The following is a 23,877-nucleotide window of genomic DNA, read 5'->3' on the forward strand; positions in this document are numbered from 1 at the left end:
CGGAAACTCTCACTTTTTCAAGTAGTTGTGTCAGAGCAAGTCAAAACTAATTCATATAAGCAACTGATTCGATCTTCAATTTTAGGGACGTTTGTTATACTTGCACTTCTTTTTATCCCCGCAGGTACCTTAAGTTACTGGCAAGGTTGGGCTTATATGGTAGTGTTTATTATCTCATCTGCCGCATACAGCGTCTATTTAGCAAAACATGATCCGGCTCTTCTTAAGCGTCGTACCGAAGCAGGCATATCATATGAGAAGGAGCCAGCTCAGAAAATCATTATCTTTTTTCTCTATGCTGCGTGCGCTGTACTTATTGTTTTGCCTCCGTTCGATGTACGTTTCGGCTGGTCATCAATGTCGTGGTATGTCTCGATCATAGGTAAGGTCACAACCAGGCTTATACCTTTCATTTGGTAACTTAATGGGAGTGACCTTGTAGATTAGACATGGATTGTACTCATTAAATTTGCTAGAATTCACTTTTTCTTCATTCAATTACTTATGGATTCTTTGTTTCAATTTAATAAGTTACGTACATTTATTATTCTATTGGTGTTTGTACCACTCAGTTCATGTGTTACACCACCACCATCAGATTTAAATAATGTATGTCGTATTTTCAGAGAATATCCTAAATGGTATGCTCATGCTAAGGATGTAGAGCGGCGATGGTTAGTTCCGGTTCCTGTGCAAATGGCAATTATTCATCAAGAATCAAAATTTCAATCTCATGCAAAACCTCCACGCACCAGATTTTTAGGTTTTATTCCTTGGAGTAGGCCTAGCTCAGCTACAGGTTATGCTCAAGCTTTGCATGGTACTTGGAAAGAATACAAACAAAACAATGGCGGTTTGTTTTCTTCACGTCATAGTTTCGCTGATGGTGTGGATTTTATTGGTTGGTACGCCAATACAGCGCATCGACGTGCGGGTATTAATCGTGCAGATGCATATTCTCTCTATTTAGCATATCACGAGGGTGTGGGGGGGTATATGCGTAAAACTTATTTAAGAAAATCATGGCTAATGCTTATTGCTCGTAAAGTAAAGGCGCGCTCACAATCATATGCAATGCAGCTTAACTCATGTAGAGCTTCATTAAGGCGGCATTCTTGGCTTTAAGAATTAATTTATAAAGTTTAAAAGTAATGTATACTCAGAAAATTGAACTGAAGCAGTGACTAAGGAGTTTTTAATGCGATTAATGCTTTTGGGTGGGCCAGGTGCTGGAAAAGGAACCCAAGCTTTGCGGCTTATTGAACGTTATAAAATACCGCAAATCTCAACAGGTGATATGTTGCGTGCTGCAATTGCGCAAGGCACCTCACTAGGTCTAAGTGCGCAAAAAATTATGGAAGCAGGTGGTCTTGTTTCTGATGACATCATTATTGGTTTAGTTAAAGAGCGTTTAAAACACAGTGATTGCAAAAATGGTTTTTTGTTTGATGGTTTTCCAAGAACCATCGTGCAAGCTGATGCATTAAAACACGCTGGTATTCATTTAGATCACGTCATTGAAATTGCAGTGAATGATGATGAAATTATCAAACGCATTAGTGGGCGGCGTATTCATCAGTCTTCTGGTCGTGTTTATCATATTGTGAATCAGCCACCAAAACACGAAGGTTTGGATGATATTACCGGCGAGCCTTTAATTCAACGTGAAGATGATAAAGAGGAAACAGTAAAAAAACGTTTAGAAGTGTATAAAAAACAAACGGCGCCATTGATTAACTATTATAAGTCCTGGGCAGAAAATGGTGATCCAGAGGCTCCAGCGTTTCATAGTATTGCTGGTACTGGTGATGTGGATGATGTATTTCATAAAATTGTAACTGCACTCGAAGTTAAGGAAGAATCATGCCAAGTCAAAACATAACAAGTGGTGAGTTTGAGTCTTTAATTAATGATAATAAAATTGTATTTGTCGATTTTTGGGCAGATTGGTGTGCACCATGTAAACAATTTTCAGTAATTTATGAACAAGTTTCAGAAAAATTTCCCAACATAAAATTTGCCAAGGTGAATATTGAGGCAGAGCAAGAAATGGCGGATTTTTTTGAAATTCGCTCAATTCCTCATCTAATGGTATTTAAAGACAGTATTATTATTTATTCTAATGCCGGAAGCATGCCGGCATCAACCTTAAATGAGTTAGTTGAGCAGGCAGTAGTTGCAGATGTTAGTGCAATAAAGGCTCAGTTTGAGCACGATGATAAGAAGTAATATTGTCGAGATAATGTCCCAGTTCTTTTTTACTGGCTTCATCCATGCTTAAATCCAATTTGGTGCGACGTTTGAGAATATCATCACAGCTTCGTGCCCATTCTTCTACAATCAGGTAGTCAATTTCTGCTTGATATAAGTCAGCTCCATAGCACTTTCCTAATGCCTTTTCATCAGGGCATAACCTCATAATTTTTTCCATATAAGTACCGTAAGTATATAAATAGCGATTTAATAGCTGCGTGTCCATCCATTGATATTTATCTCTGGCATAACGCACATATTCGTCAAAATTCATGCATTCAAAAGTTGCACCTGGTAATGGTGTGGTTGCTGTAGAAGAAGGCTTTAGCTCAGGAAAAATCGCTTTAAGACAGTTTATTGTTTCTTCTGCAAGTTGCCGATAAGTGGTAATTTTTCCACCATAAATAGTGACCACTGGAGCTGGTTTTAGATAAAGCTTATAGTCATAATCACGACTTAATGTTTGAGCTTTTTTAGTATCATTAGCTAATAAAGCTCTAATACCGCTCCAAGTATAAATAATATCATTTTCAGATATTCTTGTTTTAAAATATTGATTGACTAAGTCCAGCAGATAGTTAATTTCTTCATTACTGATGCTCACTGTTTCTGGCTTTTCTTGTAAAGACACATCAGTTGTACCAATCATGCTAAAGCCATGATAGGGAATGACAAAGATCATTCGTTTGTCTTGGTGTTGTAAGAAATAGGCATGCTCTCCTTCATACATTTGTGGAACCACAATATGGCTGCCTTTGATCAAGCTAATTTTTTGATGTTTGGGTGTATGGGTTAATTGCTCCACATTGGTTACCCATGGGCCAGCAGCATTAATGAGTGTTTTAGCATAAAGTGTGTAATTCGCGCCTTGCTGGGGTTGTACTGTGAGTTTCCAGATGTTATTGACCGTATCTGCTTTAGTTACTGTGGAATGAGTTCTAATACTTGCACCATGATTTTTAGCTTGTATTGCATTAACTAGTGTGAGTCGTGAATCATCGGCAGTTCCGTCATAAAATAAAAGCCCCTGATCTAATTTATTTTTTAATGGAGAAAATAAAGAGGGAGTTTTTCTTCTATTAATGCGTTTACTTCTTGGCAAGCGATTTTTGAAACTTAAATGATCATAGATGAATAATCCTAAGCGTAAAAACCAGGCGGGGCGCATATGTTGTTCATAAGGCAGAACCAATGCTTGTGGATAAACTAAATGAGGTGCTAAATCTAAAAGCCTTTGTCGTTCAACCAGGGCTTTCTTGACTAGATTAAATTCATAATGCTCAAGATATCTTAAGCCGCCATGAATCAATTTGGTGCTACTGGAGGAGGTTTTTGAAGCCAAATCATCTTGTTCAAGCAATACAACAGATAAGCCTCTTAAGGCAGCATCTGCTGCGCAACCACATCCATTGATGCCGCCACCAATAATTGCAACATCAAATATTTGATTCATGTTTGAGTCTCCATAAAAGGTTTACACTTAATAATATACAATGTATTTTCTTTTGCTGTCATCTTTAAAAATAAGATCTTATCTTTATGATTTTAGACAAAATCTAACGTGTAAAATAAAAATAAGGATCACTGACATAATGAATTATTTACTTGCCATCGATCAAGGAACAAGCAGTACGCGAGCAATGATTTATACTCCTCAAGGTGAGGTTGTTGTTTGTAGCCAATATGCATTAACTCAATATTATCCTGAAACAGGTTGGGTTGAGCATGATCCAGAAGAAATCTGGCATAAAACACTGATGGCAATGCGTGATGTAGTAGCACAAATACCTAAAGAACGCTTAATCGCTTGTGGTTTAACAAATCAACGAGAAACAACAGTCATTTGGAATAAAAAAACCGGAGCTTGTCTAGCTCCCGCCATTGTTTGGCAAGATAGAAGAACAACAGATTACTGTCAGGCTTTTAAGGCTCAGGCACAGATAATTCAGGAAAAAACAGGTTTACTGCCGGATCCTTATTTTTCTGCCAGTAAACTAAATTGGCTGTTAGAGCATCATATAGAAGCCAAAGAGCTTGCTAACAAAGGGGATTTGGCATTTGGCACCATCGATAGTTTTTTGATTTGGCGTTTAACTCAAGGTCATTTGCATTTAACGGATGTTACAAACGCCTCGCGAACCATGCTATTTAATATTAAAACCGAACAGTGGGATAAAGAACTTTTAGAGCTTTTTGCAATACCAGCGTCAGTTTTGCCAGAAGTTCGAGCTTGTGACAGTTATTTTGGCGTGATTGAGAAACAATGGTTAGGGATAGAAATTCCCATTACTGGAGTTGCAGGTGACCAGCAGGCAGCTTTAATCGGCCAAGGATGTTTTGAGTCAGGCATGGTGAAGGCTACTTATGGAACAGGTGGTTTTTTAGTGTTAAATACAGGGCATAAACCTGTAGTTTCACGACATAAATTACTGACTACTATTGCTTATAAAATTCATGGTGAGACTGTTTATGGTTTAGAAGGCAGCATTTATCATGCAGGAACTACTGTTAAATGGTTACGAGATGAAATGCAATTAATTCATAATTCTGCTGAAACGGAAATGCTGGCTCGTAGTTTAGAGAGTAATAATGGAGTGTATTTAGTATCTGCCTTTACTGGATTAGGGGCCCCCCACTGGTTATCTACACCAGGGGCAGCAATTGTTGGTTTATCACTTTCCACCCAAAGAGCTCATTTTGCCAGGGCTGCATTAGAAGGTGTTTGCTATCAAACACGAGAAGTGTTTACCTGCATGCGAGAGGATAGTCTTTTAGCTCTTTCTTTATTACGTGTTGATGGTGGAATGGCCGCGAATCAATGGTTTTTGCAGTTTTTAGCGGATCAATGTCAGATACAGGTACAAAAGCCTAAGGATATTGAAACTACTGCGAAAGGTGCAGCCATTTTAGCCGCTTTAGGTAGTGGAATATTTAGTTCTGTTGACGAATTACATGCAACTTGGGATATTGAGCAACGATTTTTACCTGAGCGCGCTAAAGATACTGTTGAGACAGATTACCGCGGTTGGCAGCACGCTTTGAAGAACGTCAGTTCTTGTTCAGATCTAACACTAAGAATAGAAGCCATTAATAATTGATAAAATCATCGTTCAATAGTACAGTAAAATCTGCTGGAGTTTTCACTTGAGTCTGCATGTTTTTTCATTGTGCGCTCAATGAATATAAAAGAGATCTCCCTTTCAATTACTTTTTAGGCAAAACTCACATGACGAGGAAATTATATGGATTTAAATCTTACTATATATTGTGAAGGCGAATTAATTAAAATAAGAGCAGAAATAATTTATCAAGAATCTCTCAAATGAACCCCTACAACATTTGAGGTAGAACCCATAACATCTCTTGTAGAAGTATCCGATTTGCTTTATTCAGAAGAGTTCTCTAGCAAACTTCCCGATTTTTCTTCTCTTGACAAAATACTATGCACTACGATTCCAGATTCTATCCACTTTTCGGGGAAAGAGCGTGATGATGATGAAACTGTAGCCCAGTTTAAGATGGATATTTTTATTTGGGAGTTACCGACAAATCCACTGCTGGCAATTAATTTTATTATGTTACTTCAACAGTCAATTTATGGAGCTTCTCCATTTCACTACAATCGTTCTTTTGAAAGTTGTTTAGTTGATAATCAAATAAATTATGAAGTAGAAGGCAAGCAATTTAAGAGTATAGAGTTCTTTTTTTGTCAGCCATTCTGCGTTATATCTACAGATCATGAAACGTATTTCAAACGGAGTAATCCTCTTATTACCAATTTGTTGGCGCTAAAAAATACTCCAGTTCATTACAGTGATTTTTTTCACCATTTAAATACGCTTTATGAGCTTTCATTAAATGATTATAGAGAGCAAAGAAACGAAGAAGCCTTGCTAAACCGTTAATAAGATACTTTCTCACTCCCTATCAGAGCAGTTAGATGCTGCTAACGAATCAAAACAAACCATAAAATGTCAATTTTTTGCCTCTTCAAAAGAAAAAACTGAGCATTTAAAAGAAAACCCTCATTCTTCGAGAAATGTATTCTCTTATAACATAAGTGAGTAAAACGATTCGTGTGTAGCCGGTTTAGTTAGCTCTATCTGGTTACATTGAAATGTTTTACACTCAGCAACGTATCCTCTCAACTTTAGGATTTCCAATCCCTAATGATTTTGACATGATTGTGGATTTTTTGCCGTTCTTACTGCTTTGTGGGCGTTTGTATGAAAAAAAGGATATTACCGTAATTATCCTGCAATGGATTGATCAACACTATCAAGAAAAATTATTTCAAATGGCCATAAAATTTAGAATGAAACTGTTTGGATTGTCGCAGAGCATGCGGCAACCATATTCTAAAGTACTTCAAAAAATTATTTATGATCATTTTATCAACAGAATAAAGAATTCATTGCAAGGGATTGAAAATTCAGCTGGCATTATTAAACCAATAGAAAATAATTCATTATCCATGGAAATTTCAAAAGAAATTGCCAATAAAGCTCTAAGAATAGACGATAGTATCATTTCATCTATTCTTAATGAGCAAACATTATTCATTATGAATAATAACGGTTATTTTGTGCACACCATCGAGGTAAATCGGGCATTAAGTCCTGTTTATTTTTAAAAATGCCTCTCAGGGTGAAATAGAAAGTTATCCTTTTAAAATAAAAACCCTCACGGATTTTTTTAAAACAGCAAGAGAAAGAATTAATCCCCGAAATTTATCATCCTAATCCCCATTAGGAATAAGGTATGGTACAATATTATCGCTAAACATTAGTGTAATCGTTAAGTTGACATTATTGTCTGAACAGTTATAAGTTCATATTTTCTTAAAATTCAATTTGTTCTTATTTTTAAAAAAATTGCGTGAATGTTAAATGCATAATGGTGGGCAGTTGTTGTTTAAAATCCTTGATTGATAAATGTATTTAATGCGTCAGTTATATTAAATGAATATTTAATTTAAATAGGTTTGAAATCAGATGGTTATTCAAAACCAAAATAGAGTTAGACAAAGGATACCTTATGATCTGGAATTTTTTCCAGAGGATAACTATTTTTATAGTACTATGAAACATTGGAAGCAAGCTAATAATATAAAAAACAAATTTAATAAAAAAGCAAAAAAATTTGGCTTGGGCAAGATTTTCTATTCACATGGGTATCAGATTTATGTATCCAACCGGGATTATTCAAAGTGGAAATTAGCAATTACTAATGCAAGGTTTCAAGAGTTACTCAAGAAATATGCTCCTGGCCTTCTGAATCAAACTACACAAAATGATCTTATAAATGCTAATAAAGAAGCAGATGTACTATCAGCAAGAATAGATTGTAACTCTGTCCAAACAAACTTAATAAATACAGAAGTACAAAATAGCTCCTCAGAGGCAGATACTAATTTATCAGATTTTACTGAATTGCTAGATGCATGGTTATCTAGAGTAGATGAAAAAAGTAATGATGATAATTATTGGGTTTACTCCAACTACGAGGTGCAATGCGATGAGTTGCAGCAGGCAAAAAAAGCTGGGTATGATATTTCGCACGTAAGTCTTTCTGGCAATTCAGCATCATTTTGGAATGTATGCAATCAAAATTTATTACAGGAAGAAATGATTTTGTCGCAAGACGATATTCCAATCAAAGAATCAGAATTCTATAGCATTCGAGCTAGATAACGTACTGTCCTGTTGTAAAGGCGCAATTTTATCAGCATTAGAAGAGTTCTTTGAGAAAATATCCAATAGAAGTAATAAGATGGATTCTCTAGTCTATGCCAAAGAATCCAATAACATATGGTTAATTAAGGAACATCTCTGTTTTTTTCACCAGTATAGAGCTGACGTGGTCTACCGATTCTTGATTTGCTGGAAACCATTTCCATCCAGTGACTCATCCAACCTACAGTACGTGCTAAAGCAAAAATCACTGTAAACATATTAGTTGGAATACCAATAGCGCTTAAAGTCAGACCAGAATAAAAGTCAACATTTGGATACAATTTCTTCTCAATGAAGTAATCGTCTTCCAGAGCAATACGTTCTAATTCCATCGCTAACTTAAATAAAGGAGCATCTTTAGCGCCTACAGCTTCTAAAACATCATAGCATGTTTGACGCATTACTTTTGCTCTAGGATCATAGCTCTTATAAACACGATGGCCAAAGCCCATGAGACGGAATGGGTCGTCTTTATCTTTAGCACGTTGTATGTAATGATTAATATGGCTTACATCACCAATTTCTTTTAACATGTTCAAGCATGCTTCGTTTGCACCGCCATGAGCGGGGCCCCATAATGCACCGATACCAGCAGAAATACATGCAAATGGGTTAGCACCAGTTGAGCCAGCAAGACGTACAGTAGATGTAGAAGCATTTTGCTCGTGGTCAGCATGCAGAATAAAAATAGTATCCATTGCTTTAACTAAAACAGGGTCTGGAGTGATGTCTTCAGATGGAACACCAAACATCATGTGCAGAAAGTTCTCTGAATAAGACATCTTATTCTGTGGATACATATAAGGTAGACCAATTGAGTATTTATAACTCATTGCTGCTAAAGTAGGCATTTTTGCAACTAAACGAATTGCTGAAATAAAGCGATCTTGTGCATTATTTAAATCCATCGTGTCATGATAGAATGCGGATAATGCACCAACAATTCCCACCATAATTGCCATTGGGTGCGCATCACGACGAAAACCATTCAAAAATTGATACATTTGCTGATGTACCATTGTATGGTTATTAATTAAGTTTACAAATTCTTTCTTCTCATTGTTATTAGGTAACTCACCATTAAGTAATAGGTAACATACATCAAGAAAATCTTTCTTTTCAGCCAATTGCTCAATAGGATAACCTCTGTACAATAAAACACCTTTATCACCATCAATATAAGTGATTTTGGATTCGCAAGATGCTGTTGAAACGAAGCCTTGATCAAAAGTAAATACACCAGCAGAGCCAAGTTGAGAAATGTCGATTACATCATTACCTAATGTAGGTGAGTATATTGGTAATTCCAATGATTCATGGCCTTCAATGCTGAGTTTAGCTGTTTTTTTTGTCATCGCCTCTCCAAATATTCTATATATGCGCTGCACTATATACAAAATGAGCATATGCAGTCAATTTAAACCTAACTAAAGAAATATTATGGTTGAGAATTAAAAAGAATGACAGTAAAAAAAATAATTTTTTGTGCGATGCAAAAAATAATAGAAATTTTATTAAGATAGAGGCCAATAATACAATGCCTTAGTCTATTTTTTAAGCACAATTTTCTTGTGCACTCGATTCATTTAAAGTCTACTGTATGATATCCTTTACCACAAAATTTCTCATAAGGATACGTCCAAATTATGGTTTATCTAGCTAAAGAAGTCTTGCCAGTTAATATTGAAGACGAATTAAAGCAATCCTATCTGGATTATGCGATGAGTGTTATTGTGGGCCGAGCATTGCCTGATGTACGCGATGGGCTCAAACCTGTGCATCGACGTGTGCTTTATGCGATGAATGAGTTGGGTAACGATTGGAATAAACCCTATAAAAAATCCGCTCGTGTGGTTGGGGATGTGATTGGTAAATACCACCCGCATGGTGATACGGCTGTTTACGATACTATTGTACGTATGGCGCAACCTTTCTCAATGCGCTATATGTTGGTTGACGGTCAAGGAAATTTTGGTTCTGTTGACGGTGATGCTCCTGCAGCAATGCGTTATACTGAAGTACGTATGTCACGCGTGGCGCATGCTTTATTGGTGGATTTAGAAAAAGAAACTGTAGATTTCAGTCCAAATTATGATGAAACCGAGTTTGCTCCAGTAGTTCTTCCTTCACGTATACCGAATTTGTTAGTGAACGGTTCTTCAGGAATTGCAGTGGGTATGGCAACCAATATACCACCACACAACTTAACTGAAGTAATTAATGCCTGTATTGCTTTAGTTGATAATCCAGAACTAAGCATTGACGACATTATGGAAATTATTCCCGGGCCTGATTTCCCAACTGCTGCGATTATTAATGGTAGAGCAGGAATTATTCAAGGTTATCGTACTGGAAAAGGGCGAGTAGTGATTCGTGCACGTACTGATGTAGAAACTGATAAAGACTCTGGCCGGCAAGCAATTATCGTTCATGAATTGCCTTATCAGGTAAATAAAGCTCGTTTAGTTGAGCGTATTGCTGAATTAGTGCGTGATAAGAAAATTGAAGGTATTTCTGGGCTACGTGATGAGTCTGACAAACAAGGTATGCGTGTAGTTATTGAGTTAAAACGTAATGAAGTGCCCGATGTAGTATTAAATAATTTATTCACTCATACGCAAATGCAAAATGTCTTTGGCATTAATATGGTTGCCCTGGTGGATGGTCAACCACGTACCTTGAATCTAAAGGAAATATTAGAGTACTTCATTAAACATCGTCGTGAGGTAGTGACTCGTAGAACTTTATTTGAATTGAAAAAGGCTAGAGCGCGCGCTCATTTATTAGAAGGCTTGGGTATTGCTCTTGCCAATATTGATGAAATGATCGCTTTAATTAAGCAATCTCCAACGCCACAAGACGCAAAAGATTCTTTGCTGGCTAAAGTATGGCAGCCAGGTATGGTTAAAACAATGTTGGAACGTGCAGGAGCGGATGCATCAAGGCCTGATGATTTATCTAGTGAATTTGGGATGACTGATACTGGGTATAAATTATCTGCCGCGCAAGCACAGGCAATTCTTGAATTAAGATTGCATCGTTTAACTGCTTTAGAACAAGATAAGATTCTTAATGAATTTGAAGAGTTATTAGGTCTTATCAAAGAATTATTAGATATTCTTGCTTCTCCAGAGCGTTTAATGCAAGTAATTCGTGATGAGTTTATTGAGGCAAGAACGCAATTTGGTGATGAGCGTCGTACAGAAATTATTGCGTCTCAAGAAGACATTACCATTGAAGATTTAATTACTGAAGAAGATGTTGTTGTGACCTTATCCCACCAAGGATATGTAAAATATCAGCCGCTTTCAGCTTATCAAGCGCAGCGTCGCGGCGGTAAAGGTAAATCTGCGACAAATGTTAAAGATGAGGATTTTGTTGCTCGGCTCGTCATTGCCAGCACTCATGATACTTTATTGTGTTTCTCCAACCACGGTAAATTATACTGGTTAAAAGTTTATCAGCTCCCTTTGGCAAGTCGAATTTCACGTGGACGTCCTATTATTAATATCTTGCCGCTTGCAGAAAGTGAAGAAATAAATGCTATGCTTCCTGTAAGAGAATACAAAGAAGGCTATTATGTATTCATGGCAACAAAATATGGCACAGTGAAAAAAGTACCGTTGAATGCGTTTAGCAAGCCTCGATCAAATGGAATTATTGCTATTGATTTAGATGAAAATGATCGTCTGGTTGGTGTGGATATTACTGATGGTACAAAAGACATTATGCTTTTTACTGATGCAGGAAAGGTGATTCGCTTTGATGAGTCAAAAGTGCGACCCACAGGACGTACGGCACGCGGGGTACGTGGTATTCGTATCGAAGACAATCAGGCTGTAATTTCATTGATTGTTGCTCATCCTAATGGAACTATCTTGACCGCAACAGAAAATGGCTATGGAAAACGAACTGCTATTGAAGAGTATCGTGTTTCAGGTCGTGGTGGTCAGGGGGTTATTTCCATTCAGGTTACTGAGCGTAATGGTAAAGTAGTACGATCAGTACAGGTAAATGATAACGATGAAGCCATGTTAATTACTGATAAGGGTACGTTGGTTCGTTTTAGAGTCAATGAGCTTTCAGTAATTGGCAGGAATACTCAGGGAGTTCGTTTAATTAATGTCAGCTCTGGCGAATTAGTTGTTGGCATGCAAAAAATCGAAGAGCTGGGTGACGAGTCTGAAGATGCGGAGATGAATAATGACTCAGAAAGCGAAAACAACAGCAACAACGATGATAACCAGGAACTATAATTTTGGTGCAGGCCCAGCAATGTTGCCTGAGTCCATATTAAGAGAAGCTCAGGCAGAATTGCTGGATTGGAATAATACGGGGATGTCAGTCATGGAAATTGGGCATCGTACCCCAGAGTTCATGTCTTTATGCAATCATGCAGAGCAAACTTTAAGATATCTTCTTGCAGTACCCCAGAACTATCAAATTCTGTTTCTTGGTAGTGCTGGGCGTACTCAGTTTAGTATGATTCCGATGAATCTTTTACAGCCTAATGAACAGGCGGGTTACTTAGATACTGGCATATGGTCTCATATGGCATTGCTTGAAGCACAAAATCTGAAAAAAGCATATTGTATCGCCAGTGATGCACTTAATGGTTATACCTCAATTCCTGCTCAACGCGTTTGGGATATTAAAGAAAATACGACTTATGTTTATTTCACTCCAAATGAGACAATTAATGGTACTCGTTTCCCCTTTGTACCTAAACTAAGCGAAGGGTATTTAGTAGCTGATATGACTTCATGTTTACTCACAGAACCAATCAATATTAATGATTACGGCGTGATTTTTGCTGGAGCGCAAAAAAATATTGCGAATGCTGGGTTAACAATCGTGATTATTCGAAATAATTTATTAGAACGAGCTCCCAACCCCACGGTTCCATCCATGATGAATTATCAACTGCAAGCAGAATATCGCTCGCTTTATGCCACACCTCCAACATTTAATTTTTATATTGCGGCAAAAATGTTTGATTGGATTAAAGCTCAAGGAGGTATTAATGTACTGTATCAGCGTACTCAGGAAAAAGCAGCTAAAATATATCAATTTTTAGATTCAACGGATTTTTATATCACTCGAGTTGAAAAAGAAGCACGTTCATTAGTCAATATTTGTTTTTCATTAAAAGATAAATCGCTGGAAACGACATTTCTGCAGCAAGCTAATCAAAGAGGGCTTTATGCTTTAAAAGGCCATGCTTTGGTAGGAGGGGTACGTGCGAGTATGTATAATTCAATGCCTTTATCAGGGGTTGACGCTTTAATTAAATTTATGGCTGAATTTGCAAAGGAAAACTATCGGTGAAAGTACTTAATTTAGTCAGCAAACCAACGCGAGTCATGCAAGGTGAAATCAAAGTCCCCGGAGACAAGTCAATCTCTCATCGTTCAATTATCTTTGGTGCCTTGGCTAAAGGGACTACCGTTATTAATGGTTTTCTCAATGGCGAAGACTGTCTAGCCACATTAAATGCTTTTCAAGCCATGGGGGTAACCATTGAAGGGCCTGATGAGCAACAAGTAGTTATTTATGGTGTAGGTAAATACGGTTTAAAAAAACCAGAGCAAATGATTCATTGCGGTAACTCAGGAACAAGCATGCGTCTGCTTGCCGGATTATTAGCAGCTCAATCTTTCGATAGTGAATTGACTGGTGATGAAAGTTTATTAAAACGTCCAATGTTACGCATTAGTAAGCCATTAATGCAAATGGGTGCAGATATTTCTACGATTGATGGTAAACCACCAATTAAGATTAAAGGCGGCAAAAAACTTAAAGGAATTCATTATGAATTGCCACAAGCCAGTGCTCAGGTCAAATCTTGTATTTTATTGGCGGGGCTTTATGCTGAGGGTGAAACAACGATTATTGAGAGTGAAATTAGCCGTAATCACACTGAAATAATGTTGGAAAGTTTTTCTTATCCAGTGCAGTATAACAAGAATACTATTACAGTTAATGCTGATAGCGAATTAATTGCGACGGAGCTTTTTATTCCTGGTGATATTTCGTCGGCTGCCTTTTTTATTGTGGCGGCAACGATTATTCCAGATTCTGATATATTGATACGTAATGTTGGGATTAATTCCACACGAACAGGAATTTTACATATTTTACTGGAAATGGGTGCTGATATTACTTTGCTAAATCAGCACCAACAAGGTGAAGAATGGGTTGCTGATCTACGAGTAAGACATGCTTTTTTGAAGGGAATTAATATCCCTTCAGAGCTGGTGCCACTTGCTATTGATGAATTTCCTATTATTTTTATTGCTGCTGCTTGTGCTCACGGACAAACCACACTACATGGTGCGAAAGAATTGCGTTTTAAAGAAAGCGATCGTATTACAGCGATGGTTAATGGTTTAAAGGAGCTAGGGATTAACGCTCAAGCACTTGACGAAGGTGCTTTGATCGAAGGCGGTGTTTTACAAGGAGGGACGGTTGATAGCTTGGGTGATCATCGTATTGCCATGTCTTTTGCCATTGCTGGAGCAGTGGCTAATGCACCGGTGACCATAAAAAACTGTGACAATGTTGCTACATCATTCCCATTATTCGTAGAAACAGCAAAAGAACTTCAACTACAAATAGAGGATGTAGCAGATAATGCACGATAAGACAATACCTGTAATTACGCTGGATGGTCCCAGTGGTACTGGCAAAGGAACTTTATGCCATTTGCTGGCAAAGCATCTTCATTGGAATATGTTGGACAGTGGGGCGATTTATCGTGTTTTAGCATATGCCGCCAGAAAAAATAATATTCAAGCCAATGAAGTAGAGTGTTTAACTCAACTAGCGCATGCATTGAATTTACATTTTGATTATTCCGATGAAAGTGGTCCACAAGCCATTTTAGATGGAGAAAATGTGAGTGCTGCTGTACGTAGTGAACAATGTGGTCAAGATGCATCAAAAATTGCAATTATTCCCGAAGTAAGAACTGCCTTATTGGAGCGCCAGCGTAATTTTGCGCAGCCTCCTGGTTTGGTTACCGATGGTCGTGATATGGGCACTGTGGTTTTTCCAAATGCCATGTTGAAGATATTTTTGTATGCAAATGAAGAAGAAAGAGCAAATAGGCGATATTTACAGTTGAAAGAAAAAGAAAAAGGTGTTAGCCTCGCGCAGGTTGTAGAAGAACTGGTTAAACGTGATGCAAGAGATTCAGCTCGGACACATGCGCCATTAAAGCCTGCAGCGGATGCAGTGCAAATTGATACAACCAGCTTAAACATTGTACAAGTGTTCAATACTGTATTAAAATTAATAGATGAACGTTTAAAAAATGTTTAAGTTATTTTCGTTGTGTATTTTCTTAAATATTCAATGATCTTAGGGGGAAAGGTAAGTGGAACTTATCCTTTCGTATTATTACTAAAGAGTTTATTAACATGTCTGAAAGTTTCAAAGAATTATTTGAGCAAAGTATTGCTGGTGCTCAATTCTACCCAGGTGCGATTATTACCGCTAAAGTGATTGGTATCGATAATGATCACGTCATATTAAACGCTGGCTTAAAATCCGAAGGTATTGTTGCCAAAGAAGAATTTTATGACAAAGATGGTGCCCTGGAAGTTAGCCTAGGTGATACTGTCGAAGTGGCCTTAGATTCAGTTGAAGATGGCTACGGCGAGACGCTCCTTTCAAGAGAAAAAGCTAAACGCCAAGAAGCATGGCGCAAATTATCCAAATCACATGAAAATAACGAAACCGTTACCGGTCTTATTTCTGGTAAAGTTAAAGGCGGTTTCACTGTTGAAATCGGTACTATTCGCGCATTCTTACCTGGCTCATTAGTCGACGTCAGACCTGTAAGAGATCCTTCTTATTTAGAAGGCAAAGAGCTTGAGTTCAAAGTGATTAAGATGGACTTAAAGCGTAACAATATTGTTGTTTCCCGACGTGCAGTTGTCGAAGAAGAAAGCAGTGCTGATAGACAAGCTCTTCTGGAATCATTACACGATGGTCAAGAACTTCATGGTATTGTTAAGAACCTCACTGACTACGGAGCGTTCATTGATCTTGGCGGCATAGATGGTCTATTACACATCACTGATATTTCCTGGAAGCGTGTGAAGCATCCAAGTGAAGTATTATCAGTTGGCCAGGACGTAAAAGTTAAAGTATTAAGCTTTGATAGCGAAAGAAATCGTGTTTCTTTAGGTATGAAACAATTAGGCAATGATCCTTGGGTTGATCTGGTTGAAAGATATCCTTTACATAAGAGATTACAAGGTAAAGTAACCAACATCACTGATTATGGCTGCTTCGTTGAAATTGAAGAAGGCGTCGAAGGCTTGGTTCACATGTCTGAGATGGATTGGACTAACAAAAATGTTCACCCAAGCAAAGTGGTTTCCATGGGGGATGTTGTTGATGTAATGGTTCTTGAAATTGATGAAGAACGACGTCGTATTTCTTTAGGTATGAAACAATGTGTTGGTAATCCATGGCAACAATTTGCCGCTACTCACAGTAAAGGTCAAAAAGTTACTGGTAAGATTCGTTCAATCACTGATTTTGGTATCTTCATTGGCTTAGATGGTGACATCGATGGTTTAGTGCACCTATCTGACATTTCATGGACTGTTCCTGGTGAAGAAGCCGTAAAACAATATAAGAAAGGCCAAGAGCTGGAAGCTGTTATACTGGCAATTGATCCAGAGCGTGAGCGTATTTCTTTAGGTTTGAAACAACTTGAAGGCGATAATTTCACGAGCTTTGTTGATGAATACACTAAAGGGGCGATTGTTAAAGGTAAGGTAACTGCGGTGGATGCTAAATCTGTTACTGTAACTTTAGCAGATGACATCATTGGTACAATCCGTGCGAGTGAATTGTCTGATGAGCGTATTGATGATGCAACTCAACACGTTAAAGAAGGTGATGAGATTGAAGCAAAAATCATCAATGTGGATCGTAAAAACCGTGCAATCTCTTTATCAGTAAAAGCAAAAGATGCTCAAGATGAAGCTGATGCCATTAAGAAGTATTCTAGAACAGAAGGTACTTCTACAACTACTTTAGGTGACTTGCTTAAAGAAAAAATGGCCAGTAAAGAAGGTGAGTAATCTCTTTTCTAAATGATGTATTAAGAAGCGTAGAGTGTTCTACGCTTTTTTTATTTAGTACAATATAATTTTTCTAGTCCAGTATTTGTGGAGCACATTGCCAACAGCAGCGCTGTGCCTACATGAAAATGGATTCCCACCTTCGTGGGGAGACAATGATGCATTTAACTTAATAGTTTGTAAGTGCCTGGGTTTAGTGCTTATTGCAAAATTGATTGTTGGGCTAAAGCCCATCTACGTAAAAGGAATAAGTATGCGCATAGTAATGTTGGTTATTTATATACTGCTTATTATTATTGGCGTTAGTTTTGCCGCATTAAATGCTACGCCTGTAAAAGTAAATTTTTATTTTACTACAGTGTCTATGCCTATATCTGTTCTTATTACCATTATGCTAGGAATTGGCATTCTGATTGGATTTATTTTGTTTATTGGTCGTTATTGGCGTTTAAAGGCTGAATGCAATAGAATAAAAAACCAATTAAAGCTTACAGAAAAGGAAATTAAAAATTTACGTTCAATTCCTTTACAAGATCAACATTAATTATGATGGAACTTACTAATTATATGCGAAGGGGAGTAATAAATGATTGATTTGTGGCCATTACTATTGCCTGCAGCTGCGTGGTCAGGCTGGTGGGTGGCAAACCGCAACAAGTCTAAGTCTGATCCCACTCTTTATAATCGTTTATCACGTGAATATGTTGTTGGCCTTAATTATTTATTGAACGAGCAATCAGATAAAGCTGTTGATATATTTATTAAGTTACTTGAAGTTGATAGTGACACTGTCGAAACACATCTTGCTTTAGGCAGTTTATTTCGACGCAGAGGCGAAGTGGATCGCGCTATTCGCATTCATCAAAATTTAATTGCCAGGCCACAATTGAGTATTTTACAAAGAAAAGAATCACTAATGGCTCTTGGGCAAGATTATATGAGCGCGGGACTTTTTGACCGTGCTGAGCGAATTTTCCTTGAGGTTGTTGAATTAGATGGTTCCAAGGAAACTAGCAGTTTGCATGGTTTATTAGCAATTTACCAGCAGGAGAGAGCTTGGGAAAAAGCTTTAGATATTATCAAAAAATTAGAAATATCTTCTGGAACTAGTTATCACCATCAAGCTGCTCATTATTACTGCGAAATGGCCCACGAAGCACTGAAAGCAAATGCTATTGATAAAGCCGCTTATTGTATTAAACAGGCAATAAGCGTGGATCCTGCTTCTGTTCGTGCCAGTCTAATGCATGCAAATCTTGAAATGAAAGAAGGGCGTTTCAAGCATGCGATTCGTTCCTTAAAGCGAGTCCCACAGCAAGATGCTGACTTTTTGACGGAAATTATCGAGCCTTTAGTTGTTTGTCATAAAGAATTAGATTCAATGAGTGATTGCATTAATTACCTAGAGCAAACTTTGGAAGATAATCCACGAGCTTCAGTGCTATTTGTTATCGCGAATTATTTAAGACAGCACAAGAGTATGGATGCCGCTATTGATTTTGTAGCGGATAATTTGAGCAAACATCCATCAATACGAGGTTTAAACCAATTAATTTATTGGCACCTTGAATCTGCTCATGGAAAGGTACGTGATAAATTACAAATGCTTCACGACATTACGAGTAAATTTTTAGATAATAAGCCAGTGTATCGCTGCATCCATTGTGGTTTTGGTGGTAAACACTTACATTGGCACTGCCCTAGTTGTAAAAATTGGGGAAAAATGAAGCCTGTTCATGGTTTAGAAGGGTATTAGTGGTAGCGCTTTATTAGGTAAAGTAAGAGTATACATGCCTCCAAGCGATACGATTAACGTTTATACACTATTTGAAGAGATTATGATGCAATTTATCGATTTAAAAACACAGTATTCTTTAATTGAGCACGATATTTTAAATAGCATTAGAAATGTATTGAATCACGGTCAATATATCATGGGGCCAGAAATTACCCAGTTGGAAAAGCAATTAGCTGAATTTGTTGGTGTAAAGCATGCAATTGTGAATTCAAGCGGAACTGATGCTTTATTGATGGCATTAATGGCATTGGAAATTCAACCTGGCGACGAAGTCATTACTAGTCCATTTAGTTTCTTTGCTACTTCAGAGGTTATTAGTTTATGCCATGCAAAGCCTGTTTTTGTGGATATTGATCCCTTAACGTATAATTTGGATCCTAATCAAGTAGAAGCAGTAATTACTAGTAAGACTAAAGCGATTATGCCTGTAGGATTATATGGCCAATGTTCGGAACATGATGAAATTAATGCAACTGCAGCTAAATATGGCATTGCCGTTATTGAAGATGCAGCACAAAGCTTTGGAGCGATGTACAAAGACAAGCGTTCTTGCTCTTTATCAACTATTGGTTGTACCAGCTTTTTTCCTTCTAAACCACTTGGTGGTTATGGGGATTCAGGTGCATGTTTTACTGATAATGATGAATTAGCTAAGAAACTGATTGAAGTGCGAATTCATGGTCAAAATGCTCGTTACAGCCATTGCCGTATTGGTATTAATGGACGTATGGATACGATTCAAGCAGCAGTATTGATTGAAAAAATGAAATTGTTCCCCGACGAAATTATTATGCGTCAGAAAGTGGCCAAGCGCTATGACAATATGCTGTCTTCCCTAGTAAAAACGCCATTCATTCATCGTCATAATACAAGTGTTTATGCTCAATATACTATTGAAGTAGATAACCGTGATGAGTTTCAAAAATCAATGCAGGAGTCAGATATTCCTACAGCGGTTCACTATCCTTCACCATTGCACTTACAAGAGGCAATGAGTTATTTAGGTTATTCAGCAGGTGATTTCCCAATTGCAGAAAACGCAAGTCGACGTGTTATTAGTTTGCCAATGCACCCTTACTTGCAAGAAGCAGAACAAGTGCGGGTAGTCGAAGCAGTAAGGCGCGCCTTAGCACTACAAACAGAAGAAGTAATGGCTTAATATGGTTTCAAAATTAATTGTTGCCTTGGATTTTAATCGTGAGCAGGATGCTCTTTGTTTGGTGGATAAACTGGATCCTAAACTATGTGCTTTAAAGGTTGGAAGTGAACTTTTTACTTTGTTTGGAACTCAGTTTGTAAAACAATTAATTGCACGGCAATTTAAGGTGTTCCTAGATTTAAAATTTCATGATATTCCTAATACTGTAGCGCAGGCTTGTAAAGCAAGTGCTGAGCTCGGTGTGTGGATGTTGAATGTTCATGCTTCTGGTGGGATGAATATGATGCATTCTGCAAGAGAAGCGATTGACTCTTATGGTGCAGACCGTCCAATTTTAATTGCAGTTACCGTGCTCACTAGCTTTAGCCAAATTGATCTCGCCTCTACTGGTGTTACGATTCCAGTGATTGAACAGGTCAAACGGCTGGCAATATTAGCCAAGGAGTCAGGTTTAGATGGCGTGGTTTGCTCTGCTCATGAGATTCACGCAATTAAGCAGCAATGTGGTTCAAAGTTTATTGCCGTCACTCCCGGTATTCGTTTGTCTAATGATGCTAAAAATGATCAACAGCGAATCATGACACCTAAAGAAGCAATTACCCTAGGCAGTGATTATTTAGTTGTTGGTCGACCAATCACTCAGGCAGCACATCCAGAACGTGTTGTTGCTCAAATTTTAAAAAGTATTAGCACTATTTAACTCATTACAAATTTATGTTAATTATATTTTATCGGCAATTCTAAAATGGAATATTGCAGCTGACGGCTTATTATTTATTGTATTGAGGGAGGGGCATCAAAAAAGCAGAATAAAAGGAATTATCCCACAGTACATACTTAAAAATAACTATTAATATCTCGTATGGGAAATTATATATTTAATTTCTTGGTACATGATTATTACGAGGAATGTCGAATTCATCCAATAGACTCTGCGAAAACTTAGATGATCTTTGGGCTATATAATCTGATGGCTGCTTGGAATGTTCATCCTTGATAGTTCTGCTATTTTCGGGGGTTTCCTTTAATACTTTACGAATCACATTTTCTTCGCCATATCGGCAAGCTAAATGTAACGTAGTAGAATTATTGCTTGTTGTTTGCATCATCAATTGCTTATTAGATAAAAAATGATCGAGCAACTTTGGACACTGTTGAATAATAGCCAAATGCAATATATTTTGGCCTTTCATGTCGGATAAAGATATTAATTTTGGATCTTCTTTTAGGATATCCTCCATGATTTGGATGTTATCAAAAGCAACAAGGCTTAATAATAACGACATTCCGGCATTATCTTCATGCGTGAGAGCTTTTTTATTGGTTTTTGGTAATAATTTTTTAACACAATTTAATTTTTCATCCATTTTATTCTTAACTGCTGCTAAATGAATGGGAAGCTTACCTGCTTGGTTAAATTCATTGGCGGCATTAGGGCATCGATCCAATAAAATCTCAAGTGCAGGTAAATTGCCAAAAAGTGCTGCCACATGTAAAGGAGTATTTCCACTTTTGGATTTTGACATTAATAATTGACTAACATCCCCATTATAGGTTACAAGACTGTTAGCAATGAAACAATCAAAACCTAATTTGGAAGCCTGATGAAGTACATTATAATCTAGATCTGTATCAAAAATAGTCGATAAAGATGTTTCGGAGTTTAGTCTTTCATAAGCATTAAAAAGATTTTCTATGTCCTTTAAAGAGTTTTCTGAAAAATTAGATTGAATATTTTCTTTACACCACTCTTTGAGAGTAAAAATATCCTTTTCTTTCATATTATTGGGGTTGAGATTTAATTTTCTAAGTAACTCATTCCAGGAAGTTCTATTTTGGTTAGTTAGCATGCTTATGGACCTCTATTACTATTACCTCTTCGAATTATAGCAAACCAGAATTATAGCAAACCAATAAATAAGCATCTAGCATGCATTTTGACAAAAATTAAAACATATTCCATAGTTAAACTAAATTTATTAATTTTTTAAAGTGACTTAATTATGCTACCTTCAATTACTGGTGTTGCTCCACATAGTGATTTTATGGCTCAATTAGAGCACCTTATTGAACAATATAATAAAAGTGCTTCTAAGAATAAGTTGATGACGAATTTGTCCCTATTGCAGCGAATTGATGCTTTATCAGACAAAATAATTCAGAAAAATGTAAGCAAACCAGAGCCAAGATACAATGATTTTTTACAATGGTATTTAGCAGATCCAGTAAGTAGAGAAATAACTTTATTAACTAAAAATCCAACACCAGTTAATAAAGAAGAATTATTTTTAAAATCATATCAAGCAGAGATTTCTTCCTTGCCTAATAAAGAACAATGGACAAAGGCAACTAAAAACAAGATAGGATTACAATCAGATCAGTATAAAGAAATAGAGGGGAAGCTTGAGAGCATTGCAGAGATAAAACGTACAAAAACTCCAAGGGAATTAATGACCGCTCTAGACGAATTACAAAATCAAATTTTATTGATGAGAATTCCCGTTGATAAGCCGCAAATGAATAACCGATTTAATACATTATTAAATCAAATAAATGATGAAATAAACGATTTGGTTAAAAAACAACCTGAAGTAGAGGGGTTTAAACAAATAGAGAGCAATCTTAAATATCTTGCCGAATTAAAACAGACAGGAGCACCCAAAATAGTAAAGATATTAAAAGAATCCCAGAGCGAAGTTTTATTAACAAAAACCCCTTCTAAAGAAAAAAAGAGTATAGCCGATAAATTACAAGGAACTACGGAAACATTTTTTTTAGATGAAGATAATAAAAATCAAAAAAAGCTCCAAACTAGTTATAAGGGAGGAATGAATAACAGAAACTGGCTAGTTACCGATATAGAAACGGAGCAAAAGTATATTCTGCGTCTTGAAAAAAATTATTCCCAAGTTAATTTTGTCGTATTGCAGGAGGTAAAAAGCAATAGTGACTTAAAAAAATACCTTGCTAAAGAAGAATTTTATCAAATCTTACCTCCTGATGAGGGGGCTCAGAAGTGTCTTGCTGTTTCAGAATTTTGCTCTGATGGTGATCTACTTAAGTATCGCATTGATCAACAAGATAAAGCAAAAAAAAACATGCAAGAGATTACCTCTGTTGTTGTTGACATGACACAACAAGTTGCTTCAATGGCTCGTGATTTTTACACTCATAATAAAGCATACACAGATATTAAGGCGACGAATTTCTTACGTCGTCAAGATGGAAGCGTGGTTACAGGTGATTTAAAATCTGTAATGCCTGTTCATGATGGAAAAATAGCTCAAGACGTTCAAACAACAGGGGCTTATGCTCCTCCTGAACTCCCGGAAAAAGGAAAGTATAATGCAGAACCATTTATGACCTATCAAGTCGGTCTTATGATGTACACTCTAATGAGAGGAAAATTAACGCCAGCCGAAGAAAATGCGCTCATAGATAAACTTATAATGAATAAGTTTCAAGAGGGAAAGGGTGACCCTCTAGATTTTAATTTTCCTATATTTAAAACACCTGATGGAGAAAAAATTCAAAATTTAATTGAATCTGCGATGAAGGCAGATCCAAATCAACGCCCTTCACTTAATACTCTGGTAACAATGTGTAATGACCTAAAAGATAATCTTGAAAAACAAGAAGATGCTGCATTAACAGAAGCTACTAAGCAAAATAGAATTGAGCAATTTAAAGATTTTAAAGGCACTTTTAAACAGATTGTTCCTCCTAAAGAGGAAAAAGCCTCTGTTGAGGAAGAGACAACAAGTGATAATCAGTTTAATCTTTCCTAATTTATTTGTCCTAATATTTTGTGTCATCATTAGTTCAAGATAT

At 36.9% G+C, this 23,877-nt stretch carries 20 protein-coding genes and 1 pseudogene; 18 read left to right on the top strand and 3 right to left on the bottom strand.

What is annotated here, in order from left to right; translation table 11 throughout:
• The 4 genes and pseudogenes from QM652_RS01650 to QM652_RS01665 form a co-directional block, all read left to right on the top strand.
• Positions 1 to 420 (top strand): annotated as a pseudogene (locus tag QM652_RS01650) (hypothetical protein); the annotation flags it as partial.
• Between the two features lie 84 nt (positions 421 to 504).
• Positions 505 to 1,125 carry a hypothetical protein gene (locus QM652_RS01655; RefSeq protein ID WP_415072414.1) on the top strand — a complete coding sequence of 207 codons (621 nt, stop codon included), beginning with the start codon at positions 505 to 507 and terminating at the stop codon, positions 1,123 to 1,125.
• A gap of 73 nt (positions 1,126 to 1,198) precedes the next feature.
• Positions 1,199 to 1,882, top strand: a complete 684-nt coding sequence (gene adk, locus QM652_RS01660; protein WP_415072415.1) for an adenylate kinase — start codon at positions 1,199 to 1,201, stop codon at positions 1,880 to 1,882.
• Positions 1,864 to 2,229 (top strand): thioredoxin family protein, encoded by a 366-nt coding sequence (locus QM652_RS01665; protein ID WP_415072416.1) that lies wholly within the window; start codon positions 1,864 to 1,866, stop codon positions 2,227 to 2,229. The genes adk and QM652_RS01665 overlap by 19 nt, the downstream gene beginning before the upstream one ends.
• Here the strand turns inward: QM652_RS01665 and glpD are convergent.
• Positions 2,186 to 3,706 (bottom strand): glycerol-3-phosphate dehydrogenase, encoded by a 1,521-nt coding sequence (glpD, locus tag QM652_RS01670; protein ID WP_415072417.1) that lies wholly within the window; start codon positions 3,704 to 3,706, stop codon positions 2,186 to 2,188. The two genes, QM652_RS01665 and glpD, sit on opposite strands and share 44 nt — an antisense overlap.
• A gap of 139 nt (positions 3,707 to 3,845) precedes the next feature.
• Here glpD and glpK point away from each other — a divergent pair, with 139 nt between their 5' ends.
• The 4 genes from glpK to QM652_RS01690 all read left to right on the top strand — a co-directional run bounded on the left by glpK (position 3,846) and on the right by QM652_RS01690 (position 7,946).
• On the top strand, positions 3,846 to 5,351 hold the full coding sequence (gene glpK / locus QM652_RS01675; RefSeq protein ID WP_415072418.1) for a glycerol kinase GlpK: 1,506 nt from the start codon (positions 3,846 to 3,848) through the stop codon (positions 5,349 to 5,351).
• Positions 5,352 to 5,633: 282 nt separating this feature from the next.
• Positions 5,634 to 6,158, top strand: a complete 525-nt coding sequence (locus QM652_RS01680) for a hypothetical protein (protein ID WP_415072419.1) — start codon at positions 5,634 to 5,636, stop codon at positions 6,156 to 6,158.
• Between the two features lie 212 nt (positions 6,159 to 6,370).
• The gene (locus QM652_RS01685; protein ID WP_415072420.1) at positions 6,371 to 6,886 is read left to right on the top strand and encodes a hypothetical protein; all 516 of its coding nucleotides are present in this window, start codon (positions 6,371 to 6,373) and stop codon (positions 6,884 to 6,886) included.
• Between the two features lie 361 nt (positions 6,887 to 7,247).
• Positions 7,248 to 7,946, top strand: a complete 699-nt coding sequence (locus QM652_RS01690; protein ID WP_415072421.1) for a hypothetical protein — start codon at positions 7,248 to 7,250, stop codon at positions 7,944 to 7,946.
• Between the two features lie 125 nt (positions 7,947 to 8,071).
• Here QM652_RS01690 and gltA read toward each other — a convergent pair whose 3' ends face one another.
• A complete protein-coding gene (gene gltA / locus QM652_RS01695) occupies positions 8,072 to 9,343 on the bottom strand; it encodes a citrate synthase (protein WP_415072422.1) in 1,272 nt (423 codons plus the stop codon).
• Positions 9,344 to 9,634: 291 nt separating this feature from the next.
• Between gltA and gyrA the strand changes: the two genes are divergently transcribed.
• From gyrA to pyrF, 9 genes are all read left to right on the top strand, one after another.
• The gene (gyrA, locus tag QM652_RS01700; protein WP_415072423.1) at positions 9,635 to 12,244 is read left to right on the top strand and encodes a DNA gyrase subunit A; all 2,610 of its coding nucleotides are present in this window, start codon (positions 9,635 to 9,637) and stop codon (positions 12,242 to 12,244) included.
• On the top strand, positions 12,225 to 13,316 hold the full coding sequence (serC, locus tag QM652_RS01705; protein WP_415072479.1) for a 3-phosphoserine/phosphohydroxythreonine transaminase: 1,092 nt from the start codon (positions 12,225 to 12,227) through the stop codon (positions 13,314 to 13,316). The genes gyrA and serC overlap by 20 nt, the downstream gene beginning before the upstream one ends.
• 35 nt (positions 13,317 to 13,351) lie before the next feature.
• Positions 13,352 to 14,632, top strand: a complete 1,281-nt coding sequence (gene aroA, locus QM652_RS01710; protein WP_415072480.1) for a 3-phosphoshikimate 1-carboxyvinyltransferase — start codon at positions 13,352 to 13,354, stop codon at positions 14,630 to 14,632.
• A complete protein-coding gene (gene cmk / locus QM652_RS01715; RefSeq protein WP_415072424.1) occupies positions 14,622 to 15,311 on the top strand; it encodes a (d)CMP kinase in 690 nt (229 codons plus the stop codon). The genes aroA and cmk overlap by 11 nt, the downstream gene beginning before the upstream one ends.
• A 98-nt stretch (positions 15,312 to 15,409) precedes the next feature.
• A complete protein-coding gene (rpsA, locus tag QM652_RS01720) occupies positions 15,410 to 17,089 on the top strand; it encodes a 30S ribosomal protein S1 (protein WP_415072425.1) in 1,680 nt (559 codons plus the stop codon).
• Positions 17,090 to 17,342: 253 nt separating this feature from the next.
• A complete protein-coding gene (locus QM652_RS01725) occupies positions 17,343 to 17,633 on the top strand; it encodes a lipopolysaccharide assembly protein LapA domain-containing protein (RefSeq protein WP_415072426.1) in 291 nt (96 codons plus the stop codon).
• 42 nt (positions 17,634 to 17,675) lie between these two features.
• Entirely contained in the window at positions 17,676 to 18,845 is a 1,170-nt protein-coding gene (lapB, locus tag QM652_RS01730) for a lipopolysaccharide assembly protein LapB (protein WP_415072427.1), read from the top strand.
• A gap of 85 nt (positions 18,846 to 18,930) precedes the next feature.
• On the top strand, positions 18,931 to 20,046 hold the full coding sequence (locus QM652_RS01735) for a DegT/DnrJ/EryC1/StrS family aminotransferase (protein ID WP_415072481.1): 1,116 nt from the start codon (positions 18,931 to 18,933) through the stop codon (positions 20,044 to 20,046).
• A gap of 1 nt (position 20,047) precedes the next feature.
• On the top strand, positions 20,048 to 20,746 hold the full coding sequence (gene pyrF, locus QM652_RS01740; RefSeq protein WP_415072428.1) for an orotidine-5'-phosphate decarboxylase: 699 nt from the start codon (positions 20,048 to 20,050) through the stop codon (positions 20,744 to 20,746).
• Between the two features lie 178 nt (positions 20,747 to 20,924).
• Here the strand turns inward: pyrF and QM652_RS01745 are convergent, their stop codons facing one another.
• A complete protein-coding gene (locus QM652_RS01745) occupies positions 20,925 to 21,827 on the bottom strand; it encodes an ankyrin repeat domain-containing protein (protein ID WP_415072429.1) in 903 nt (300 codons plus the stop codon).
• Positions 21,828 to 22,049: 222 nt separating this feature from the next.
• Between QM652_RS01745 and QM652_RS01750 the strand changes: the two genes are divergently transcribed.
• A complete protein-coding gene (locus QM652_RS01750; protein WP_415072430.1) occupies positions 22,050 to 23,834 on the top strand; it encodes a protein kinase domain-containing protein in 1,785 nt (594 codons plus the stop codon).
• Positions 23,835 to 23,877 lie beyond the last annotated feature (43 nt).

The organism is Legionella sp. (genome assembly GCF_047605385.1).
Taxonomy (GTDB): domain Bacteria; phylum Pseudomonadota; class Gammaproteobacteria; order Legionellales; family Legionellaceae; genus Legionella.

Excerpts from the sequence above, each read along its gene's own strand:
- QM652_RS01655 (WP_415072414.1), top strand. The coding sequence starts at position 505 with ATGGATTCTTTGTTTCAATTTAATAAGTTACGTACATTTATTATTCTA.
- adk (WP_415072415.1), top strand. The coding sequence starts at position 1,199 with ATGCGATTAATGCTTTTGGGTGGGCCAGGTGCTGGAAAAGGAACCCAA.
- QM652_RS01665 (WP_415072416.1), top strand. The coding sequence starts at position 1,864 with ATGCCAAGTCAAAACATAACAAGTGGTGAGTTTGAGTCTTTAATTAAT.
- glpD (WP_415072417.1), bottom strand. The coding sequence starts at position 3,706 with ATGAATCAAATATTTGATGTTGCAATTATTGGTGGCGGCATCAATGGA.
- glpK (WP_415072418.1), top strand. The coding sequence starts at position 3,846 with ATGAATTATTTACTTGCCATCGATCAAGGAACAAGCAGTACGCGAGCA.
- QM652_RS01685 (WP_415072420.1), top strand. The coding sequence starts at position 6,371 with ATGTTTTACACTCAGCAACGTATCCTCTCAACTTTAGGATTTCCAATC.
- QM652_RS01690 (WP_415072421.1), top strand. The coding sequence starts at position 7,248 with ATGGTTATTCAAAACCAAAATAGAGTTAGACAAAGGATACCTTATGAT.
- gltA (WP_415072422.1), bottom strand. The coding sequence starts at position 9,343 with ATGACAAAAAAAACAGCTAAACTCAGCATTGAAGGCCATGAATCATTG.
- gyrA (WP_415072423.1), top strand. The coding sequence starts at position 9,635 with ATGGTTTATCTAGCTAAAGAAGTCTTGCCAGTTAATATTGAAGACGAA.
- serC (WP_415072479.1), top strand. The coding sequence starts at position 12,225 with ATGATAACCAGGAACTATAATTTTGGTGCAGGCCCAGCAATGTTGCCT.
- aroA (WP_415072480.1), top strand. The coding sequence starts at position 13,352 with ATGCAAGGTGAAATCAAAGTCCCCGGAGACAAGTCAATCTCTCATCGT.
- cmk (WP_415072424.1), top strand. The coding sequence starts at position 14,622 with ATGCACGATAAGACAATACCTGTAATTACGCTGGATGGTCCCAGTGGT.
- rpsA (WP_415072425.1), top strand. The coding sequence starts at position 15,410 with ATGTCTGAAAGTTTCAAAGAATTATTTGAGCAAAGTATTGCTGGTGCT.
- QM652_RS01725 (WP_415072426.1), top strand. The coding sequence starts at position 17,343 with ATGCGCATAGTAATGTTGGTTATTTATATACTGCTTATTATTATTGGC.
- lapB (WP_415072427.1), top strand. The coding sequence starts at position 17,676 with ATGATTGATTTGTGGCCATTACTATTGCCTGCAGCTGCGTGGTCAGGC.
- QM652_RS01735 (WP_415072481.1), top strand. The coding sequence starts at position 18,931 with ATGCAATTTATCGATTTAAAAACACAGTATTCTTTAATTGAGCACGAT.
- pyrF (WP_415072428.1), top strand. The coding sequence starts at position 20,048 with ATGGTTTCAAAATTAATTGTTGCCTTGGATTTTAATCGTGAGCAGGAT.
- QM652_RS01745 (WP_415072429.1), bottom strand. The coding sequence starts at position 21,827 with ATGAAAGAAAAGGATATTTTTACTCTCAAAGAGTGGTGTAAAGAAAAT.
- QM652_RS01750 (WP_415072430.1), top strand. The coding sequence starts at position 22,050 with ATGCTACCTTCAATTACTGGTGTTGCTCCACATAGTGATTTTATGGCT.